Consider the following 15,732-nt stretch of genomic DNA (forward strand, 5'->3'; position numbering starts at 1 on the left):
CGGCCTCCAGGGTCAATCGGACAACCAGTCGCGCCATGGCAGGCTGGTGTCACCAAGGGCAATGAAATCGCCGTTCAACAGGGTTTCGCGGCGGTTGTAACGGAACGGCTTGCCGGTCGCGGCCGACAGCACCGCGCCGCCGGCGGCGTGCAGCACGCACTGGCCGGCGGCGGTATCCCATTCGGAGGTCGGGCCCAGCCGCGGGTAGACATCCAGGCCACCTTCGGCGATCCGGCAGAACTTCAGCGACGAGCCCTGCGCGATGGTCTCGATGCGGCCCATCCTTGCAAGCAGGGCCTCGGTTTCCGGTGAGCGGTGCGAGCGGCTGGCAGCAACCCGCAGCGGTGCGGTGGCCGGCGTGCGGGTGCGCAGCACGGTGTCGTGCAGGCCCTGCCGGCGATAGGCCAGCTCGCCGCGCATGGCATGCCAGACGATGCCGGTCACCGGGGCCAGCACCACGCCGAAGGCCGGTGCGCCCTGGTAGATCAGCGCGATGTTGACACTGAACTCGCCGTTGCGCTTGACGAATTCACGGGTGCCGTCGAGCGGGTCGACCAGCCAGTACGCGCCCCAGTGGCGGCGCTGCTCCCAGGCCACCTGTGCCGATTCTTCGGACAGGATTGGCAGGTCCGGGGTCAGCTGCTGCAGGCCCTGTTCAATGACCTGGTTGGCCGCCAGGTCGGCACTGGTGACAGGGCTGCTGTCGTCCTTGATCTGTACATCGAAGCCATCGGCATAGACCTGCATGATGGCCCGTCCGGCGTCCTGGGCGATGGCGATGGCGGTCTCGCGCAGGTCCGTGGTCAGCTTGATCATCGCAGTCCCTGCAGCCACTGGCGGGCGATGAACAGTGCCGCCAGCGAGCGCCCCTCGGAAAAGTCCTCGCGCAGCATCAGCTGGTCCAGCTCGGCCAGCTTCCACGGGATGACTTCCAGTTCTTCCGGCTCGTCGCCGGCCAGCTTTTCCGGGTACAGGTCGCGTGCCACCACCAGCCACGACTGGTGGCTCATGTAGGTCGGGGCCAGGGTCATCGCGCGCAGCACATCGACCCGGCGCGCGCCGAAACCGGCCTCTTCCTTCAGCTCGCGGTCGGCGGCCTGCTCGGGGGTCTCGCCGGCATCGATCCGCCCCTTGACCAACCCCAGTTCATAGCGGTGCATGCCGGCAGCGTATTCACGTACCAGCAGTACGGTCTCGTCGTCGAGCATCGGCACCACCACCACTGCGCCATGACCTCGGCTGACCAGACGTTCGAACCGGCGGCGTTCGCCGTTGGAGAACTCCAGGTCCAGATGCTGCCGCTGGAAGGGGCCGTTCTCCTCATCGGTGATCCGATGGATGATCGGCAAGCGACGCCCGGCACGGTCATCGTTCATGTGGAATCTCCGCGGCGGCCGGCGCCTGCGCCGGTGCCGATAGAATGTGCAGGCAGCAACATGTTCATGAGCCCGAAATGCTAGCAGACCCAACCCCCTCCTCGCTGGCCCAGCACTGGCGGCAACGCGATCTGCAGGTGCTCTGGCACCCGTGCACGCAGATGCGCGAGCACCCGCATACCCTGCCGCTGGTGCCGATCGCCCGTGGTGAAGGCGCATGGTTGATCGACCACGACGGCAATCGCTACCTGGACGCCGTCAGCAGTTGGTGGACCAACCTGTTCGGCCATGCCGAACCGCGCATCGGTGGTGCCATTGCCGCCCAGGCCAGGCAACTGGAACAGGTGATGCTTGCCGGCTTCGGCCATGAGCCAGCCATCAGCCTGGCCGAACGCCTGCTCGCACTGGCCCCACGCCAGCCTGGCCGCGAACCACTGGCCAAGGTGTTCTACGCCGACAACGGGTCCGCCGGCGTGGAAGTGGCGCTGAAGATGGCCTTCCAGTATTTCCAGAACCGAGGGGAACCGCAGCGCACGCGTTTCATCGCATTGGAGAACGGCTACCACGGCGAGACCCTCGGCGCGCTGGCGCTGGGAGACATTCCGCTGTATCGCCGCGTTTATGCGCCGCTGCTGGCCGAAGCGCTGTTCGCGCCCTCGCCCGATGCTTTCCTGGCTGAGCCCGGTCAGAGCCCGGCTGAGCGTGCACGGCAGGCCGCCGATGGCCTTGCCACGCTGTTCGACCAGCACCCGGGCGAGATCTGTGCGGTGATCCTGGAACCGCGCCTGCAGTGCGCCGGCGGCATGCGCATGCATGACCCGGTCTACCTGCAGCGCGTGCGCGAACTATGCGACGCCCATGGCGCGTTCATGATCGCCGACGAGATCGCCACCGGCTTCGGCCGCACCGGCACCCTGTTCGCCTGCGAGCAGGCCGGGGTGATGCCGGACCTGATGTGCCTGTCCAAGGGCCTGACCGGCGGCTTCCTGCCGCTGGCCACCGTGCTGGCCACGCAGGCGCTGTACGACGCCTTCCTCGACGACTCACGCGAGCGCGCCTTCCTGCATTCGCACAGCTATACCGGCAACCCGCTGGCCTGCGCGGCGGCATTGGCCACGCTGGACATCTTCCGCGACGACGATGTGATCGCCCGCAACCGTGGCATCGCCTCGGTGATGGGCACGCTGGCCGCACCGTTCAGCGACCATCCGCACGTGGCCGACGTGCGCCAGGCCGGCATGGTGGTGGCCTTCGAGCTGTCGCGCGACGGCAACAAGCGCACGCCCTTCGACCCGGCCATGCGGCTGGGCCTGCATGCCTACAAGGCCGCGCTGAAACGTGGCGTGGTGCTGCGTCCGCTGGGCGACGTGCTGTACTGGATGCCACCCTACTGCGTGGACGACGAACAACTGGAGCTGCTGGCACATACCACGCTGGCGGCGATTGACGAGGCGATTGCATGCGCGTGACCCGCTGCCCCATCCACCTGGCGCTGCACAGCGGCCAGACCGTGACCCTGCCGGAAGAGACGGCCAACCATCTGGTGCGGGTGATGCGCCTGCGCGAGGGTGATACCTGCGTGCTGTTCAACGGCGATGGCCACGACTACAGCGCCACGCTGACTGCCGCCGGCAAGCGCGAGGTGCAGGTGCGCATCGATGCGGTGCAGGCGGTGGACAACGAATCGCCGCTGGCGATCACCCTGCTGCAGGGCCTTGCCCGAGGCGAAAAGATGGACCTGATCCTGCAGAAGGCCACCGAGCTGGGCGTGGCGGCGATCATTCCGGTGAATGCCGAGCGTACCGAGGTGAAGCTGGATGCGGCTCGGGCGGAGAAGCGCGTGTCGCACTGGAACAATGTGGTGACCTCGGCCTGCGGCCAGTCCGGGCGCGCGCGCATTCCGCAGGTGGGCCCGCCGCTGTCGCTGGCACAGGCCGCGGCGGCACTGCCGGCCGATACGCTGCGGCTGACCCTGGACCCGCTGGGTGCCCATCGCCTGTCGACGCTCGACGCGGCGCCGGCGGGCGGCATCGTGATCGCGATCGGTCCGGAAGGGGGCTGGTCGCCGCGCGACCGGGATCAGTTGGCAGCGGCAGGCTTCCAGGGCCTGCAGCTGGGGCCACGCATCCTGCGTACCGAGACCGCCGGGCTGGCCGCGATTGCCGCATTGCAGGCGCGGCTGGGCGATCTGGGGTGAGGCTGATTGGTGGTAGTGCCGGCCGCTGGCCGGCATCCAAGGGATCATGAGGTTGCCGGCCAGCGGCCGGCACTACCGGGAACCCGACCGGCGGATTGCCGATCAAGCCGCCAGCGAATCCAGGGCGGCTTCCAGTGCGTCCAGGTTCGGCAGCAGCGCGCTCTGCTCACCCAGCAGCACGCGCATGTGCACGATCTGCGGCAGGGTTTCCTCGGAAGCATCGGCCAGCAGGCCATCGCGCGGCACCGAGATCAGCTGCGGGAAATTCTGCGTCAGCAGCGCGTAGTACGGGCGCTGCGCGTTGCCGCTGAGGGCCTTCAGCACCACCACCTTGTTGTGGCCGCCCACGGCTTCCTCGCCCAGGCCGGAAAGGCGCGCGAACGACACCAGCGGCACCTGCCAGCCGTGCCAGCCGATTTCGCCGACCAGCCAGCGCGGGGCATCGGAAACCGGCTGCACCGGCACCCGCGACATCATTTCGGCCACGGTGGCATTGGGCAGCAGCACGCGTTCGTTGCCGGCCTGGATCAGGACGCCTCGGATTTCGTCATTGCTGGCATAGCTCATGGTGCGTCTCCGTTATCGTCTTCCACGCCCCAGCGCGAGGCGATGGCCTGCGCCAGTTCCTGTGGTTCACCGGCCACCATGCCAGCGGCGACCACCGCCGTGGCCGCGGCAGGGTCATAGCAGCCCTCGCCGACCTGCCCGGCCACCCACGCACCGGCGGCGGCCAGATCCAGTGCCGGCCCCACAAGCGCAAGGTCGGCGCCGCTGAGCAGGACCAGCGCGGTGTGCTCAGCCGGCAGCGCGGCAATCGAGATCCCTTGCGCGTCGCTGACGAAATGCAGGCCGTCGCTGGCTGCCTGCACGCCGATGTCATCGGCCAGCACGTGCACTTCACCGGGTGTTGCACGCTGGCCGACTTCGGCCAGCTGCACCGGCAGCGGCGACACGCGCGCCATCTGCTTGACCAGGTTTCCGTAGCGGCCACCGTCCAAGCGCATATGCACCAGTACCGGGACGCTCAGCGACGCAGGCAGCGCGCCCAGCAGGCGACGCAGTGCATCCGGGCCGCCGATGCCGGCCAGCACCAGCAACGATCCGGCGCGTGCGCCCACGGGCGCACCAGCATCCAGATCGACCAGGCTCAGATGGCCGGTATCGAAGGAAGGCAGCGGTGCCTCCGGCGCGGCGTGTTGCGAAGCGGCTGCCGGAACGTCGGCCACGTCATCGACCAGCGACCATGCGGTGTGGTCGAAGGAGATCGGCGGAATGGGCGGTGCTGCGGGCGCGATCTCCGCCAGCGATGGCGGTTCGGGGGCCTCCAGCGGCTCAGGCACGACCGGCTGCAGCGCCGCCAGCGCCTGTTCCAGCGCAATCGGTTCGTGCAGCTGCGCAGGCGGCGAGTACAGGCTGTCAGCGGGGACCTCGTCGGCCCAGCTCGATGCCTGGTCCAGGTGCGCCTGCAGCGCTTCTTCCTGCGGTGCCGGTGGCGGTGCCGGATGGCCCGGCGCCAGTTGCAGGCTGGGTTCTTCTTCGGCCCCCGGCGGCAACACCTGCTGATGGCCATGCAGCTTCGCGGCCAGATGACGGCCCCAGCGCTGGGCCTCCCAGCCATCACGACGTGCGGCCAGTTCGGCCTCGTCGAAGACCAGGGTCAGGCCCGGTGCGGACAACACCGTTTCCAGGCGCTCCAATGCGTCCTCAATGGCGGTCTCCAGCGCAATCACCACGACCTGAGGTCGGGCGTCGTGCAGCAGCTGCGGCTCAAGGCTGTTCGGGTCGTCTTCCAGCACCAGCTGCACATCCGCATGCGACAGTGCCTCGCGCAGGCGCTCGCGCGCCGCGCCGGGACGGGCCAGCAGGGCAACGGCCGGAGCCGCCTGGGTTTCACTCACGGACACGGGCGATCCCCAACAGGTCGTACACGTTACGCATCAGGTCCAGTTCCTGGTACGGCTTGCCCAGATAACGCTGGACACCGATCTCGAAGGCGCGCTGGCGGTGCTTGTCACCGCTGCGCGAAGTGATCATCACGATCGGCACGTCCCTGTAGCGCGGGTCGGCACGCATCGCGGTAGCCAGCTCGTAGCCATCCATGCGCGGCATCTCGATGTCCAGCAGCATCAGGTCCGGTACCCGCTCTTCCAGTCGCTCCAGTGCTTCCACGCCGTCGCGCGCAACGCTGACCTCGAAGTTGTGGCGTTCGAGGATGCGGCCGGTGACCTTGCGCATGGTCAGCGAGTCGTCGACCACCATCACCAGCGGCACCTGGCGCTCCTGGCGCGGCGCATTGGCCAGTACCGGCAGCGTCGGGTTGGCGAGGAAACGGCGCACCAGCGGCGCCACGTCCAGGATCACCACCACGCGGCCGTCGCCGGTGATGGTGGCGCCGTAGATCCCCGGCACCGACGCGATCTGCAGGCCGACCGGCTTGACCACGATTTCGCGGTTGCCCAGCACCTGGTCGATCGCGACGGCGGCGCGCAGATCACCGGCACGGACCAGCAGCAGTGGCACCTGCTCCTGGCCATCGGCACGCGCCGGGGCCTGGCCGACCAAGCTGCCAAGGTCGTACAGCGGATAGTCTTCGCCGCTGTAGCGGTAGCTGCTGTCGGCAGCCTCGAAGCGCTCGCGCGACAGGCGGCCGATACCACTGACCGAGGCCACCGGCACTGCGAAGGTGGTTTCGCCGATCTGCACGAACACCGCCTGGGTGACCGCCAGCGTCTGCGGCAGGCGCAGGGTGAAGCGCACGCCCTGCCCACGCACTGACTGGATATCGACCGAGCCACCCAGCTGGCGCACTTCGTTGCGCACCACGTCCATGCCCACGCCACGGCCGGCCAGCTGGCTGACCTGGTCGGCGGTGGTGAAGCCTGACGCGAAGATGAGGTTGTCCAGTTCCTGCTCGTTCGGCTGCGCATCGGCGGCCAGCAGGCCGCGGTCGATGGCGCGGCGGCGGATCGCTTCGCGGTCCAGGCCAGCGCCGTCATCGGCCACTTCCAGGACGATTTCCGAGCCTTCGCGGTGCAGGCGGATGGCGATCTCGCCCTCCTCCGGCTTGCCGGCGGCGCGGCGCTGTTCCGGCGCTTCCAGGCCATGGGCCACCGAGTTGCGCAGCATGTGTTCCAGCGGCGCGACCATGCGATCGAGGACGTTGCGGTCCAGTTCGCCGTGGGTGCCTTCCAGAGTCAGGTGGACCTGCTTGCCGGTATCCATGCCGGCTTGGCGGACCACGCGGCGCAGGCGCGGCACCAGGCCATCGAACGGCACCATGCGCGCGCGCATCAGGCCATCCTGCAGCTCGGAGCTGACGCGCGACTGCTGCTGCAGCAGCGAATCGTACTGGCGCGACAGATCGTCCAGCACGCCCTGCAGGCCGCCAAGGTCGGCGGCGGACTCGTTCAGCGCACGGCTGAGCTGCTGCAGGGTGGAGAAGCGATCCAGTTCCAGCGGATCGAACTTCTGGTCGGCCTGGTCCTGCTCGCGCTGGTAGCGGGCGACGATCTGCGCCTCGGTTTCCAGGTCGAGGCGGCGCAGCTGGTCGCGCAGTCGCGCATTGGTGCGCTCCAGTTCGCCCATCGCGCCGCGGAAGGCGCCGAGCTGCTGTTCCAGGCGCGAGCGGTAGATCGCCACTTCACCGGCATGGTTGACCAGGCGGTCGAGCAGGTCGGCGCGCACGCGCACCTGTTCCTGCTGCGGACGTGCCAGGGGGTCTTCATCGACCGTACCCTCGGCCGGCAGCGGTGCCGACAGCGGCGCGTCGACAATCGGCGTCAGCGTGGCCGCAGCCTGCGCCGCCACGGTCTCGGCCTCGCTGGCTGCACGCGCGGCCGTGGCGGCTGCAGCAATATCGGTGGTGGTGCGAACCTCGAAGGCCTCCACCAGATCCAGCGCCGGCTCCACCACGCGGTGGGTGCCGGTACGGGTGAGCAGCTGGTGCAGGCGGTCAAAGCCGCGTTCCAGCAGCTGCACGTCGCGGCGCTCGATTTCGGTACGGCCAGCGGCCACCGCTTCCAGCAGCGATTCGATGCTGTGGCCGAGGTCGCCAATGGCATTGATACCGGCCATGCGAGCGCCCCCTTTGAGGGTGTGCAGGTCACGCTGCAGGCCGGCCAGCACCTCGCGATCCTGCGGTGCATCACGCAGCTCGCTGATCAGGCCATCACAGTGGTCGAGCAGGTCCCTGCCTTCCTCGACAAAGATGTCGACCAGCTCGCGGTCGTACACGCTGAAGTCAAGCGCATCGGCATCGGCATCGGCACCGTCTTCGGCATCCGCCGCAACAGGCGCCTGCTCAACATCCGGCGCAGGGGGCTCGATGTCGGCCGCTGCGATCTCCGTGCCGTCACCGGTGTTGATCGTGCCCTGGCCCGGCGCCTCTTCCATTTCGAAGAACCGCACCGGAGCACCACTGCCAACGCGTGCCTCTGCGCTGAACGCCTCAATCACCGTCGCCGGGGACGGCTGATCGGCGCTCTCTCCTTCACCGACCGCCGCCTCCCCGCCGACGTCCGCATCCTCGGCAAAGGCATCTGCCTCGCCCGGCGCGAGTTCGCTGGCCTGGAGGCCGATCACGGGCCATTGCCCGTCGTCGTCCAGGGTCCGCTCTTGCTCGATCACGTGCAGGCCGGCCTCGAGCGCGGCTGCCAGCGTGACCGGTTCTGCGAAACCCGGCACAGCCATTTCATCCTGCAGGCTCGACAGCTCGCTGTCGAGTGGCAATGCAGCAGCGTCGTCAATGACGCTGTCATCGCCGCTGCCCGAATCAAAGGACAAGGACGTATTCAGGTCGATCGCGTCAACTTCCGCAGACACCGGCAGCTCTTCCGCGTCGCGGTCGTCGACCGGCAGCGCACTGGCGTCGAGGTACGGCGACAGATCGTCGGCCATGGTCAGATCAGCGTCGTCGACGGTCTCGATCGTGGGCGCGGCAGCTGCGTCGGCCCCTTCGACAACAGGCGCACTCTCCACCGGCTGGATCGATTCAATCGCGCCGGTGTACGCCACTGCGGGTTCATCTTCTCCCTGCACCGACGGCCAGCCGGCATCGAAGTAACGCGAAAGATCGTCGCTGGCGGTCAACTCGCCGACTTCCAGGCCACTGTCGGCGGCGACGTCCGGCGTCCTGAGGTCGGGCGCAGATGGAACCGGTTCCAGCGCATCTTCGGCAAGCGGCTGCGGTTCGGCAATGAGATCGGGAGCCGCATCGGAAGCAACGCGCATGCTGGTTTCGCCCAGCGCGTCCAGGCCGGCCAGCGGCGCTTCGGCTTCGGATGCCTGCTCGACATCTGGCGCCGGTTCGGTGCCCTCTTCATCCTCGTCTTCCGACGCGAACAGCGGCCAGCGCGCTTCCGGCAGCTCGCCAGCCAATGCCTGCAGCCGCTGCACCAGCGCATCCTGCGGCGCAATGCGCGGGTGTTCGGCCTGCAGCGCCTGCATGGTCGCGGTGATCGCCTGCGCAGCTGCGTCCAGCGCGGCGACACCCTCGTCGCCAGGTACCACATCGGCGGCCAGAGCCCGCTTGATGTAGGACTCGGCGCCGCCGGTAACGGCGGTGATTTCCGGCACTTCGGTCATCGCGAAGGCGCCGTTCATGGTGTGAACCGCACGCAGCAGTGCGTCGCTGACCGGCTGCGGTGCCTGCTGTGCCGAGCGCAGCCACTCCTGCAGGGTCGCCTGGTGGACTTCGACCTCGGCCTCGAGGATCTCGCGCAGCACGCTGTCGATGTTGGCCGGGGTCCCGGCGTCTTCGGCCACCGCCGAGGCATCGGCCTGCGCCGACGCAGCGGCCTCGGCGTCCAGCAGGCGGCTGATTTCGTCTTCGCCTTCGGACTCGGCCAGTGTCGCTGCCGGTGCGGCCGCAGCCGGCAACGGCACGTAGAAGGTCTCCTCGCCGGCGCCGACCCGATCGGCGATGGCCTGCATTGCCTGCAGGTCCACGCTGATGCGCTGGCCATGGCGCAGCGCGGCATTCAACTGCGGCAGTGCGGCGTGCGCATTGTCGACCATTGCCAGCACGGCCGGCGTGGCCGGCCGGCTGCCATCGAGCACGCGGTTGAGCATGCCCTCGATCTTCCAGGCGAACTCCCCCAGGGTGCGCGCGCCGACCAGTCGGCCACTGCCCTTGAGGGTGTGGAAGATGCGGCGGATCGGCCGCAGCCGGTCCATGTTGTCCAGCTGCGTGCGCCATGCCGGCAGCAGCGTGCCAAGGTTGGCCAGTTCGTCGTCGAACTCTTCCAGGAACACCTCGCGGATGTCCTCGTCGATGTTCTCGGCATCGTCGTCGAAGCCGGCCTCGAAGCCGGCCTCGGTCCCAGCCACGACCGGGATGTCCGCAGCGGGCGGAGCCGCCATGGCCTGCGGATTGAAGTCGGCCGCCGCGGCGCTCAGCTCGGCAAAGAACTGTGCGTCGGCTTCGCTGAAATCGATCGGTGCGATGGTGTCGATATCAATCACCGACACCGCCGGTGCCGGTGCATCGGAGGCCGGCGTCAGCACCTCGGCCATCGGCGCGGCCGCGTGCTCCGGCACATCCGCCGCAACGGCGTCGACTTCGGCAACCACGGGGCTTTCGTCCAACGGCTGGGGCGTGGCGTCATCGACGGTCTCCAGCGACGGATGCAGTCCGGCGTCGTCGTCCAGCGACAGCGTCTCCATGGCGTGCAGCGACAGCACGTCGTCGGCGTTATCCAGCGCATCGGCGTCGAAACGGAACACCACGTCGTCACGGGCAGCAACCACATCGTGCTCGGCAGCCACCGGGTCGAACACCGGCGCTGCAAAGCCAGTGGTGTCAAAGGGTACCGACGCGTCGACGTCGTGCTCGACATCCGCCACTGCCACATCAGCCGATACCGGTGGTGTCGCCTCCGACAGCGTCCATTGCGGCACCGATTCCATTCCGGTTTCGGCGCGTTCGATGCTGACCGGATCGAAACTGGCGAAGGTCGGGCTGCGTTCGTCTTCGGCACTCGCGGCCGGATCGGCGTCCGGATGGAACGGCGCGAGATCCCACTGCGGCACCTCGGGCGCAGGCGCGCTGGAGGCGGCGAAGACCAGCGCCGCCTCGCGGTCGTCATGCAGCGACAGCGGTGTGGATGCAAGGTTCCCCAGCGCACCGAACATCAGGCGGTTGTCCAGCACCTCCGGTGCAGGCGTGGCCGGTGGTGGATCAAAGGTGAAGTCCGGCAAGGGCACCGGCACAGTGCCGGCGGCGGGCGCGGCTGGCTGAACCTGAATCTCGATGCGCTCCGGCTGCAAAGGCTCGGCCTGCAGCGCGACCGGCTCCCGGTCCACCAGCAGCGATGCGAACGGAACCGGCGCGGCGGCAACCGGTTCCACCGCGTTGCGGTCCGGCAACGGCCAATAGCGCAGCGCTTCAAGGCTGCTGCGGGTGATGTCGAGGATGTCCTCGCGGCCCGGACGGCGGTCGCGCAGGGCTTCCAGGTAGTACTCCAGGCTGGCCATGGCATCGGCCAGGGTGTCCAGCTGGCGGCCACTGGGCACGCGCTGGCGACCGATCAGCTCGGCCTCGATGTACTGCTGTACGCCACGCAGGTAGTCTGCGGCGGTGCCCAGATCGAGCATGCGCAGCGCACCGGATACATCACCCAGCAGGCGCGGCACATCCTGCAGCTCGGCATGGTTCCAGCTGGTTTCGATGAACGCGACGAAATGCTCGCGGGCGGCGGCGAAGTTGGCGATGGCTTCATGCGCCAGCACCTCCACCGTGCGGCGGTTCTCAACCGCGCTCGGATCGTCCTCGCCACTGCCGCCAGCGCCCAGATGGGCGACCTGGTCGTCCAGCGAGGCGTCCACGTAGAGCAGTGCCCCGGCGATATCCAGCAGCAGGTTCTCATCGATCTGCTGGCGCCCTTCCACCACCCCACGCAGTGCGTCACGCTGCTGCACGACCACGCTGCGGGCCACGCCCAGGCCCATCATGCCCAGCGTATCGGCCACCGCCCCGAGCTCGTTGGCCTGGGTCTGCAGCTGTTCCGGAGCACCGCCGGTGCGCAGGTGCAGGTCCAGCGCATCCTTGATGCGCAGCAGTTCCTCCTTCACCGCACTGCCGACCGTGTCCAGCAACTCGCGGTTGCGCCCGCTCAGGCTGCCGCGGGCATGGTCCAGCTCGGCCTCGGTGGCGGTGACGCTGTCCGGTGCGAATGCCAGCAGCACGCTGTCATGCACGCCTTCTTCGCCACGCGCGGCACGGATCTCGTTGAGCAGCGGCATCAGCACGATCGGGATGTCGCGGTGGCCGTTCTGCAGGCGCTCCAGGTAGTCGGGCAGCAGCACGCTGCCACGCATCAGGGTCGCGCAGGCTTCATCACGTTCGGCCACGCCGTCGGCCCCGATGGCATTGGCCAGTTGTTCCAGTTCCTCGGCCACCATCGCCGGTGCATACAGCTCGACCATGCGCAGGGTGCCCTGCACCTGGTGCAGGTAGCCGGCGCAGATGCGCATGCGGCTGGCATCGCTCGGGTCTTCGGCGTAGTACTCGACCTCGTTGCGCACCTGGCGCAGGGTCTCGTCCAGCTCGGGCTTGACCCAGCCCAGCGCTGCGTGGCTCATCGCATCGCGCAGACTGCTCATGGACGCGCTCCGTTCGCCGCCGCGCGGTGGCCGCGCGAGTTCTGGCGTGGGAAATGGAAATGCTTCATCGACTGGTTCCTTGCTCGCCGCCCTGCCCGCGTCACGCCGGCAGCTTGAAGTCGGCGACCGAACGACGCAGGTCGGCCGCCAGCTGCGCGAGGTGGCCGATCGATTCGGCGGTCTGCCCGGCGCCCTGCGAGGTCTGGCCGGTGATCTGCCGGATCACGCCCATGGTGCGGGTGATGTCCGAGGCCGCGGCCGACTGCTGCTGGGCGGCGATGGAGATGTTCTTGATGAGGGTGTTCAGTGCATTGGACACGCGCTCGATCTCGGTCAGCGCGGTGCCGGCATCCTCGGCCAGGCGTGCACCGGACACCACTTCGGCGGTGGTCTGTTCCATCGAGGTGACCGCTTCGTTGGTGTCGGCCTGAATGGCCTGCACCAGGTTCTCGATGCGTCGGGTCGCGCCGGAGGTACGTTCTGCCAGGCGCTGCACTTCGTCGGCCACGACCGCGAAACCGCGACCCGCTTCACCGGCCGAGGCCGCCTGGACCGCTGCGTTCAACGCCAGGATGTTGGTCTGTTCGGAAATGTCGTTGATCAGTTCCACGATCGAGCCGATTTCCTGCGACGACTCACCCAGGCGCTTGATGCGCTTGGAGGTTTCCTGGATCTGGTCACGGATCTGGTCCATGCCCTGGATGGTCTCGCGCACCACGCCGGCACCTTCGGCGGCAATCACCACCGAGCGCTGTGCCACGTCGGCCGACTCGGCCGAGTTGCGCGACACCTGTTCGATGCTTGCCGCGATTTCGCCGATGCGGTCCGACGCCGAGGTGATCTGGTTGGCCTGGTGGCCGGCCGCCTCTGCCAGCTGCATGGCGGTGGCCTGGGTCTCCTGGGTAGACAGCGCGACCTTGGCCGAGGTGTCATTGATGGTGGTCACCAGGTGGCGCAGCTCGTCGACGGCGTAGTTGATCGCGTCGGCGATGGCACCGGTCATGTCCTCGGTCACCGAGGCCTTCACCGTCAGGTCGCCCTCACCCAGCGAGGAGATTTCGTCCAGCAGCCGCATGATCGCCTGCTGGTTGCGGCTGTTGAACTCCACCTGGGTCTGGTAGCGCAGTTCCTGCTCGCGCGAGCGGCTGCGCACGTTGGTGGAAACGAAGCCGATGATCGCGATCAGCGACAGCGCACCGGAGACCACACCGATCCAGAAGTTCGGGAACAGGCGGGTGTCAGACACCGAGCCGAACGAGGAGAACGCGTCGAACAGCTTGCGGCTGTCATCCAGCATGTGGGCCGAACCCTGGCCCAGCGCGGTGGCGGCGGACTGCGCCGCGAACAGCTGGCGCGAGCTGGCCAGGATCGCGTCAGCGTCCTGCTTCATCGCTTCCCACTTCTGCTGCGACTGTTCCAGCGCGGCCACGGCAGCGGCACCGCGCACGGCGGTGATGCCCAGTTCCTCGTTGCCATTGCGCAGGCCGTCGAGCACCTGCGAGAACACGGTGATGTCACGCGCCAGCGCATCGCCGGCCGTAGCAGCGCCGCTGCCACCGGCGCGCATTTCGGTTACGCGGCGGGCCATGGAGCCGGCCACCACGACCTGCTGCAGTGCGCTGTACACCTGCGACGAGGGCGCGCCGGCAGCGGACATCGCACGCACCAGCTCGTTCAGCTGGGCCTGCAGCCCCGGCACGGCGCCGGTGAAGTTGTTGGCGTTGCCGGCCAGGGCCAGCACCGCCGGTTCACTGGCCACCAGCTGCCCGGCCTGCTTGCCCAGCGGCGCCCAGGTCTCGCCCAGCGTGGCGATCGCACCGGACACGCCCGGCTCCTTGCCATAGCGGCCCTGCAGGGTCGACACATTCTGTTCGATCGCGTTGCGGGTGGCCTTGAAGGCAGTGAACGCCTGCGCGTTGCCGCCCACCGCGTCACGGCCCTGGTTGGCCAGCTGCTGCGACAGCACCTGCAGGTCGGCCGCCTTGGAACCGGCATCGGCCAGGCGACTGCCCTGCCAGGTAGCGACGCCGGTGTTGACGCCGAACAGGATCATCGATGCCAGCAGCAGGAACAGCCAGAGGTTGCTGCCGCCCAGCCGCAGCTTGCCGGTCTTGGTGGCGTCCGAAGCAGTACTCATCGTTCAACCTCGATCTTCAATGCAGGGGGCGATGCCCGGCCTCAGGCCGCGGCTTGCCGGAATTCAGGGGTGCGCGACAGCAGCGAAAGCGAGAATACGCCCCAGTCGTGGCCGTCGGCATGGAAGGCGCGATCGACGAAATGGCCGTAGCGCCCTTCGGCCAGCATGCCGGCCTCGATCTGCTGGTCCAGTTCGAAGCTGCGCTGGCCGAACAGTTCATCGATGGTCAGTGCGACGTCGCCACCGGCCTGGCGCATGATCAGCACGCGCTGGCCTTCCTGCTGCACGGTACGCACGCCTTCCAGGAAGTACTTCAGGTCGACCACCGGGAACAGGTTGCCGCGCAGATTGCCCACGCCGAGCAGCCAGGGCTGCGCGCATGGCACCGGGGTCACCGGCGGCATCGGCACGATCTCCACCACTTCGCGGAAATCGGACACCAGCCGGCGCTGGCCGACGCGGTAGCCCACGCCACGCCAGAGGTCCTGGGCGAACTGCCGTTCGGGCAGCTGCACCGCGTGGGCCAGGCTGCGGCGTTCATAGGCTTCGAGGATGTCGAAAGGCGAGCGCATCAGGCCACCAGTTCGTTGATCCGCGCGATCAGTTCATCCTCGCGCGGCGGCTTGACGATGTAATCGGCCGCGCCCTGGCGCAGGCCCCAGGCCTTGTCGGTTTCCATCGCCTTGGTGCTGACGATGATCACCGGGATGTGCTTGATCGCCGCGTCACGGGCCATCGCGCGGGTGGCCTGGAAGCCGCTCATGCCGGGCAGGACCACGTCCATCAGCACCAGCTGCGGCACCTGGTCGCGGACCAGCTGCAGTCCATCCTCGGCGTTGTCCGCTTCCAGCACCTCGTGGCCGGCACGGCGCAGCCACTGGGTGAACACCGCGCGGTCGGTCGGTGAATCCTCGATCAGAACGATACGAGCCATTGTGCCTTTCCCCCCTGGTCAGGCGTTGACGTATGTGCGGATGGCACCCAGCAGTTCTTCACGCGTGAATGGCTTGGTCAGGTATTGCTCCGAGCCAACGATGCGTCCCCGCGCCTTGTCGAACAGGCCATCCTTGGACGAGAGCATGATGACCGGGGTCGCCTTGAACAGCTGGTTGCCCTTGATCAGCGCACAGGTCTGGTACCCGTCCAGGCGCGGCATCATGATGTCGACGAAGATGATCTGCGGTTGCTGGTCTGCGATCTTCGCAAGCGCTTCAAAGCCGTCGGTGGCGGTGACCACCTCGCAGCCTTCCCGCTTGAGCAGTGTTTCCGCAGTCCTGCGGATGGTCTTCGAATCATCGATGACCATCACCCGGAGTCCTGCGAGTTCCCCGCCCGCAGTCGTGTTTTCAGTCATTGCCTATCCCCAAGCGCACGGCCCGATCTCTGGCGGGGGCCGCTACGAAAGCGTATCTATATCGCAC

11 protein-coding genes are annotated in these 15,732 nt (G+C 68.0%); 2 read left to right on the forward strand and 9 right to left on the reverse strand.

What is annotated here, in order from left to right:
- Positions 1-12: 12 nt before the first annotated feature.
- The gene (cysQ, locus tag ROV95_RS08905) at positions 13-816 is read right to left on the reverse strand and encodes a 3'(2'),5'-bisphosphate nucleotidase CysQ (RefSeq protein WP_021203306.1); all 804 of its coding nucleotides are present in this window, start codon (positions 814-816) and stop codon (positions 13-15) included.
- Positions 813-1,376: an ADP compounds hydrolase NudE gene (gene nudE / locus ROV95_RS08910; RefSeq protein WP_019660090.1), complete on the reverse strand. Its 564-nt coding sequence runs from the start codon at positions 1,374-1,376 to the stop codon at positions 813-815. The genes cysQ and nudE overlap by 4 nt, the downstream gene beginning before the upstream one ends.
- 77 nt (positions 1,377-1,453) lie before the next feature.
- Between nudE and bioA the strand changes: the two genes are divergently transcribed.
- Together bioA and ROV95_RS08920 are read left to right on the forward strand one after the other, a co-directional pair.
- Complete coding sequence (bioA, locus tag ROV95_RS08915; RefSeq protein ID WP_312544025.1) at positions 1,454-2,845, forward strand: adenosylmethionine--8-amino-7-oxononanoate transaminase; 1,392 nt, start codon at positions 1,454-1,456, stop codon at positions 2,843-2,845.
- Positions 2,836-3,573: a 16S rRNA (uracil(1498)-N(3))-methyltransferase gene (locus ROV95_RS08920; protein WP_312544026.1), complete on the forward strand. Its 738-nt coding sequence runs from the start codon at positions 2,836-2,838 to the stop codon at positions 3,571-3,573. The genes bioA and ROV95_RS08920 overlap by 10 nt, the downstream gene beginning before the upstream one ends.
- Positions 3,574-3,675: 102 nt before the next feature.
- Here ROV95_RS08920 and ROV95_RS08925 read toward each other — a convergent pair whose 3' ends face one another.
- From ROV95_RS08925 to pilG, 7 genes are all read right to left on the reverse strand, one after another.
- Positions 3,676-4,140: a chemotaxis protein CheW gene (locus ROV95_RS08925; protein ID WP_005410712.1), complete on the reverse strand. Its 465-nt coding sequence runs from the start codon at positions 4,138-4,140 to the stop codon at positions 3,676-3,678.
- Positions 4,137-5,477, reverse strand: a complete 1,341-nt coding sequence (locus ROV95_RS08930; RefSeq protein ID WP_021203309.1) for a chemotaxis protein CheB — start codon at positions 5,475-5,477, stop codon at positions 4,137-4,139. The genes ROV95_RS08925 and ROV95_RS08930 overlap by 4 nt, the downstream gene beginning before the upstream one ends.
- Positions 5,464-12,174 (reverse strand): Hpt domain-containing protein, encoded by a 6,711-nt coding sequence (locus ROV95_RS08935; protein WP_312544028.1) that lies wholly within the window; start codon positions 12,172-12,174, stop codon positions 5,464-5,466. The genes ROV95_RS08930 and ROV95_RS08935 overlap by 14 nt, the downstream gene beginning before the upstream one ends.
- 100 nt (positions 12,175-12,274) lie before the next feature.
- Positions 12,275-14,311, reverse strand: coding sequence for a methyl-accepting chemotaxis protein (locus ROV95_RS08940; protein ID WP_019660096.1), 2,037 nt, complete (start codon positions 14,309-14,311; stop codon positions 12,275-12,277).
- A 41-nt stretch (positions 14,312-14,352) separates the two neighbouring features.
- Positions 14,353-14,883, reverse strand: a complete 531-nt coding sequence (locus ROV95_RS08945) for a chemotaxis protein CheW (protein WP_019660097.1) — start codon at positions 14,881-14,883, stop codon at positions 14,353-14,355.
- Positions 14,883-15,245 carry a response regulator gene (locus tag ROV95_RS08950; RefSeq protein WP_005410717.1) on the reverse strand — a complete coding sequence of 121 codons (363 nt, stop codon included), beginning with the start codon at positions 15,243-15,245 and terminating at the stop codon, positions 14,883-14,885. Before ROV95_RS08950 ends, ROV95_RS08945 begins: the two co-directional genes overlap by 1 nt.
- 18 nt (positions 15,246-15,263) lie before the next feature.
- A complete protein-coding gene (gene pilG / locus ROV95_RS08955; protein ID WP_005418455.1) occupies positions 15,264-15,665 on the reverse strand; it encodes a twitching motility response regulator PilG in 402 nt (133 codons plus the stop codon).
- Positions 15,666-15,732 lie beyond the last annotated feature (67 nt).

The sequence above is a fragment of the Stenotrophomonas maltophilia group sp. msm1 genome, assembly GCF_032025805.1.
Classification (GTDB): Bacteria; Pseudomonadota; Gammaproteobacteria; order Xanthomonadales; family Xanthomonadaceae; genus Stenotrophomonas; species Stenotrophomonas hibiscicola.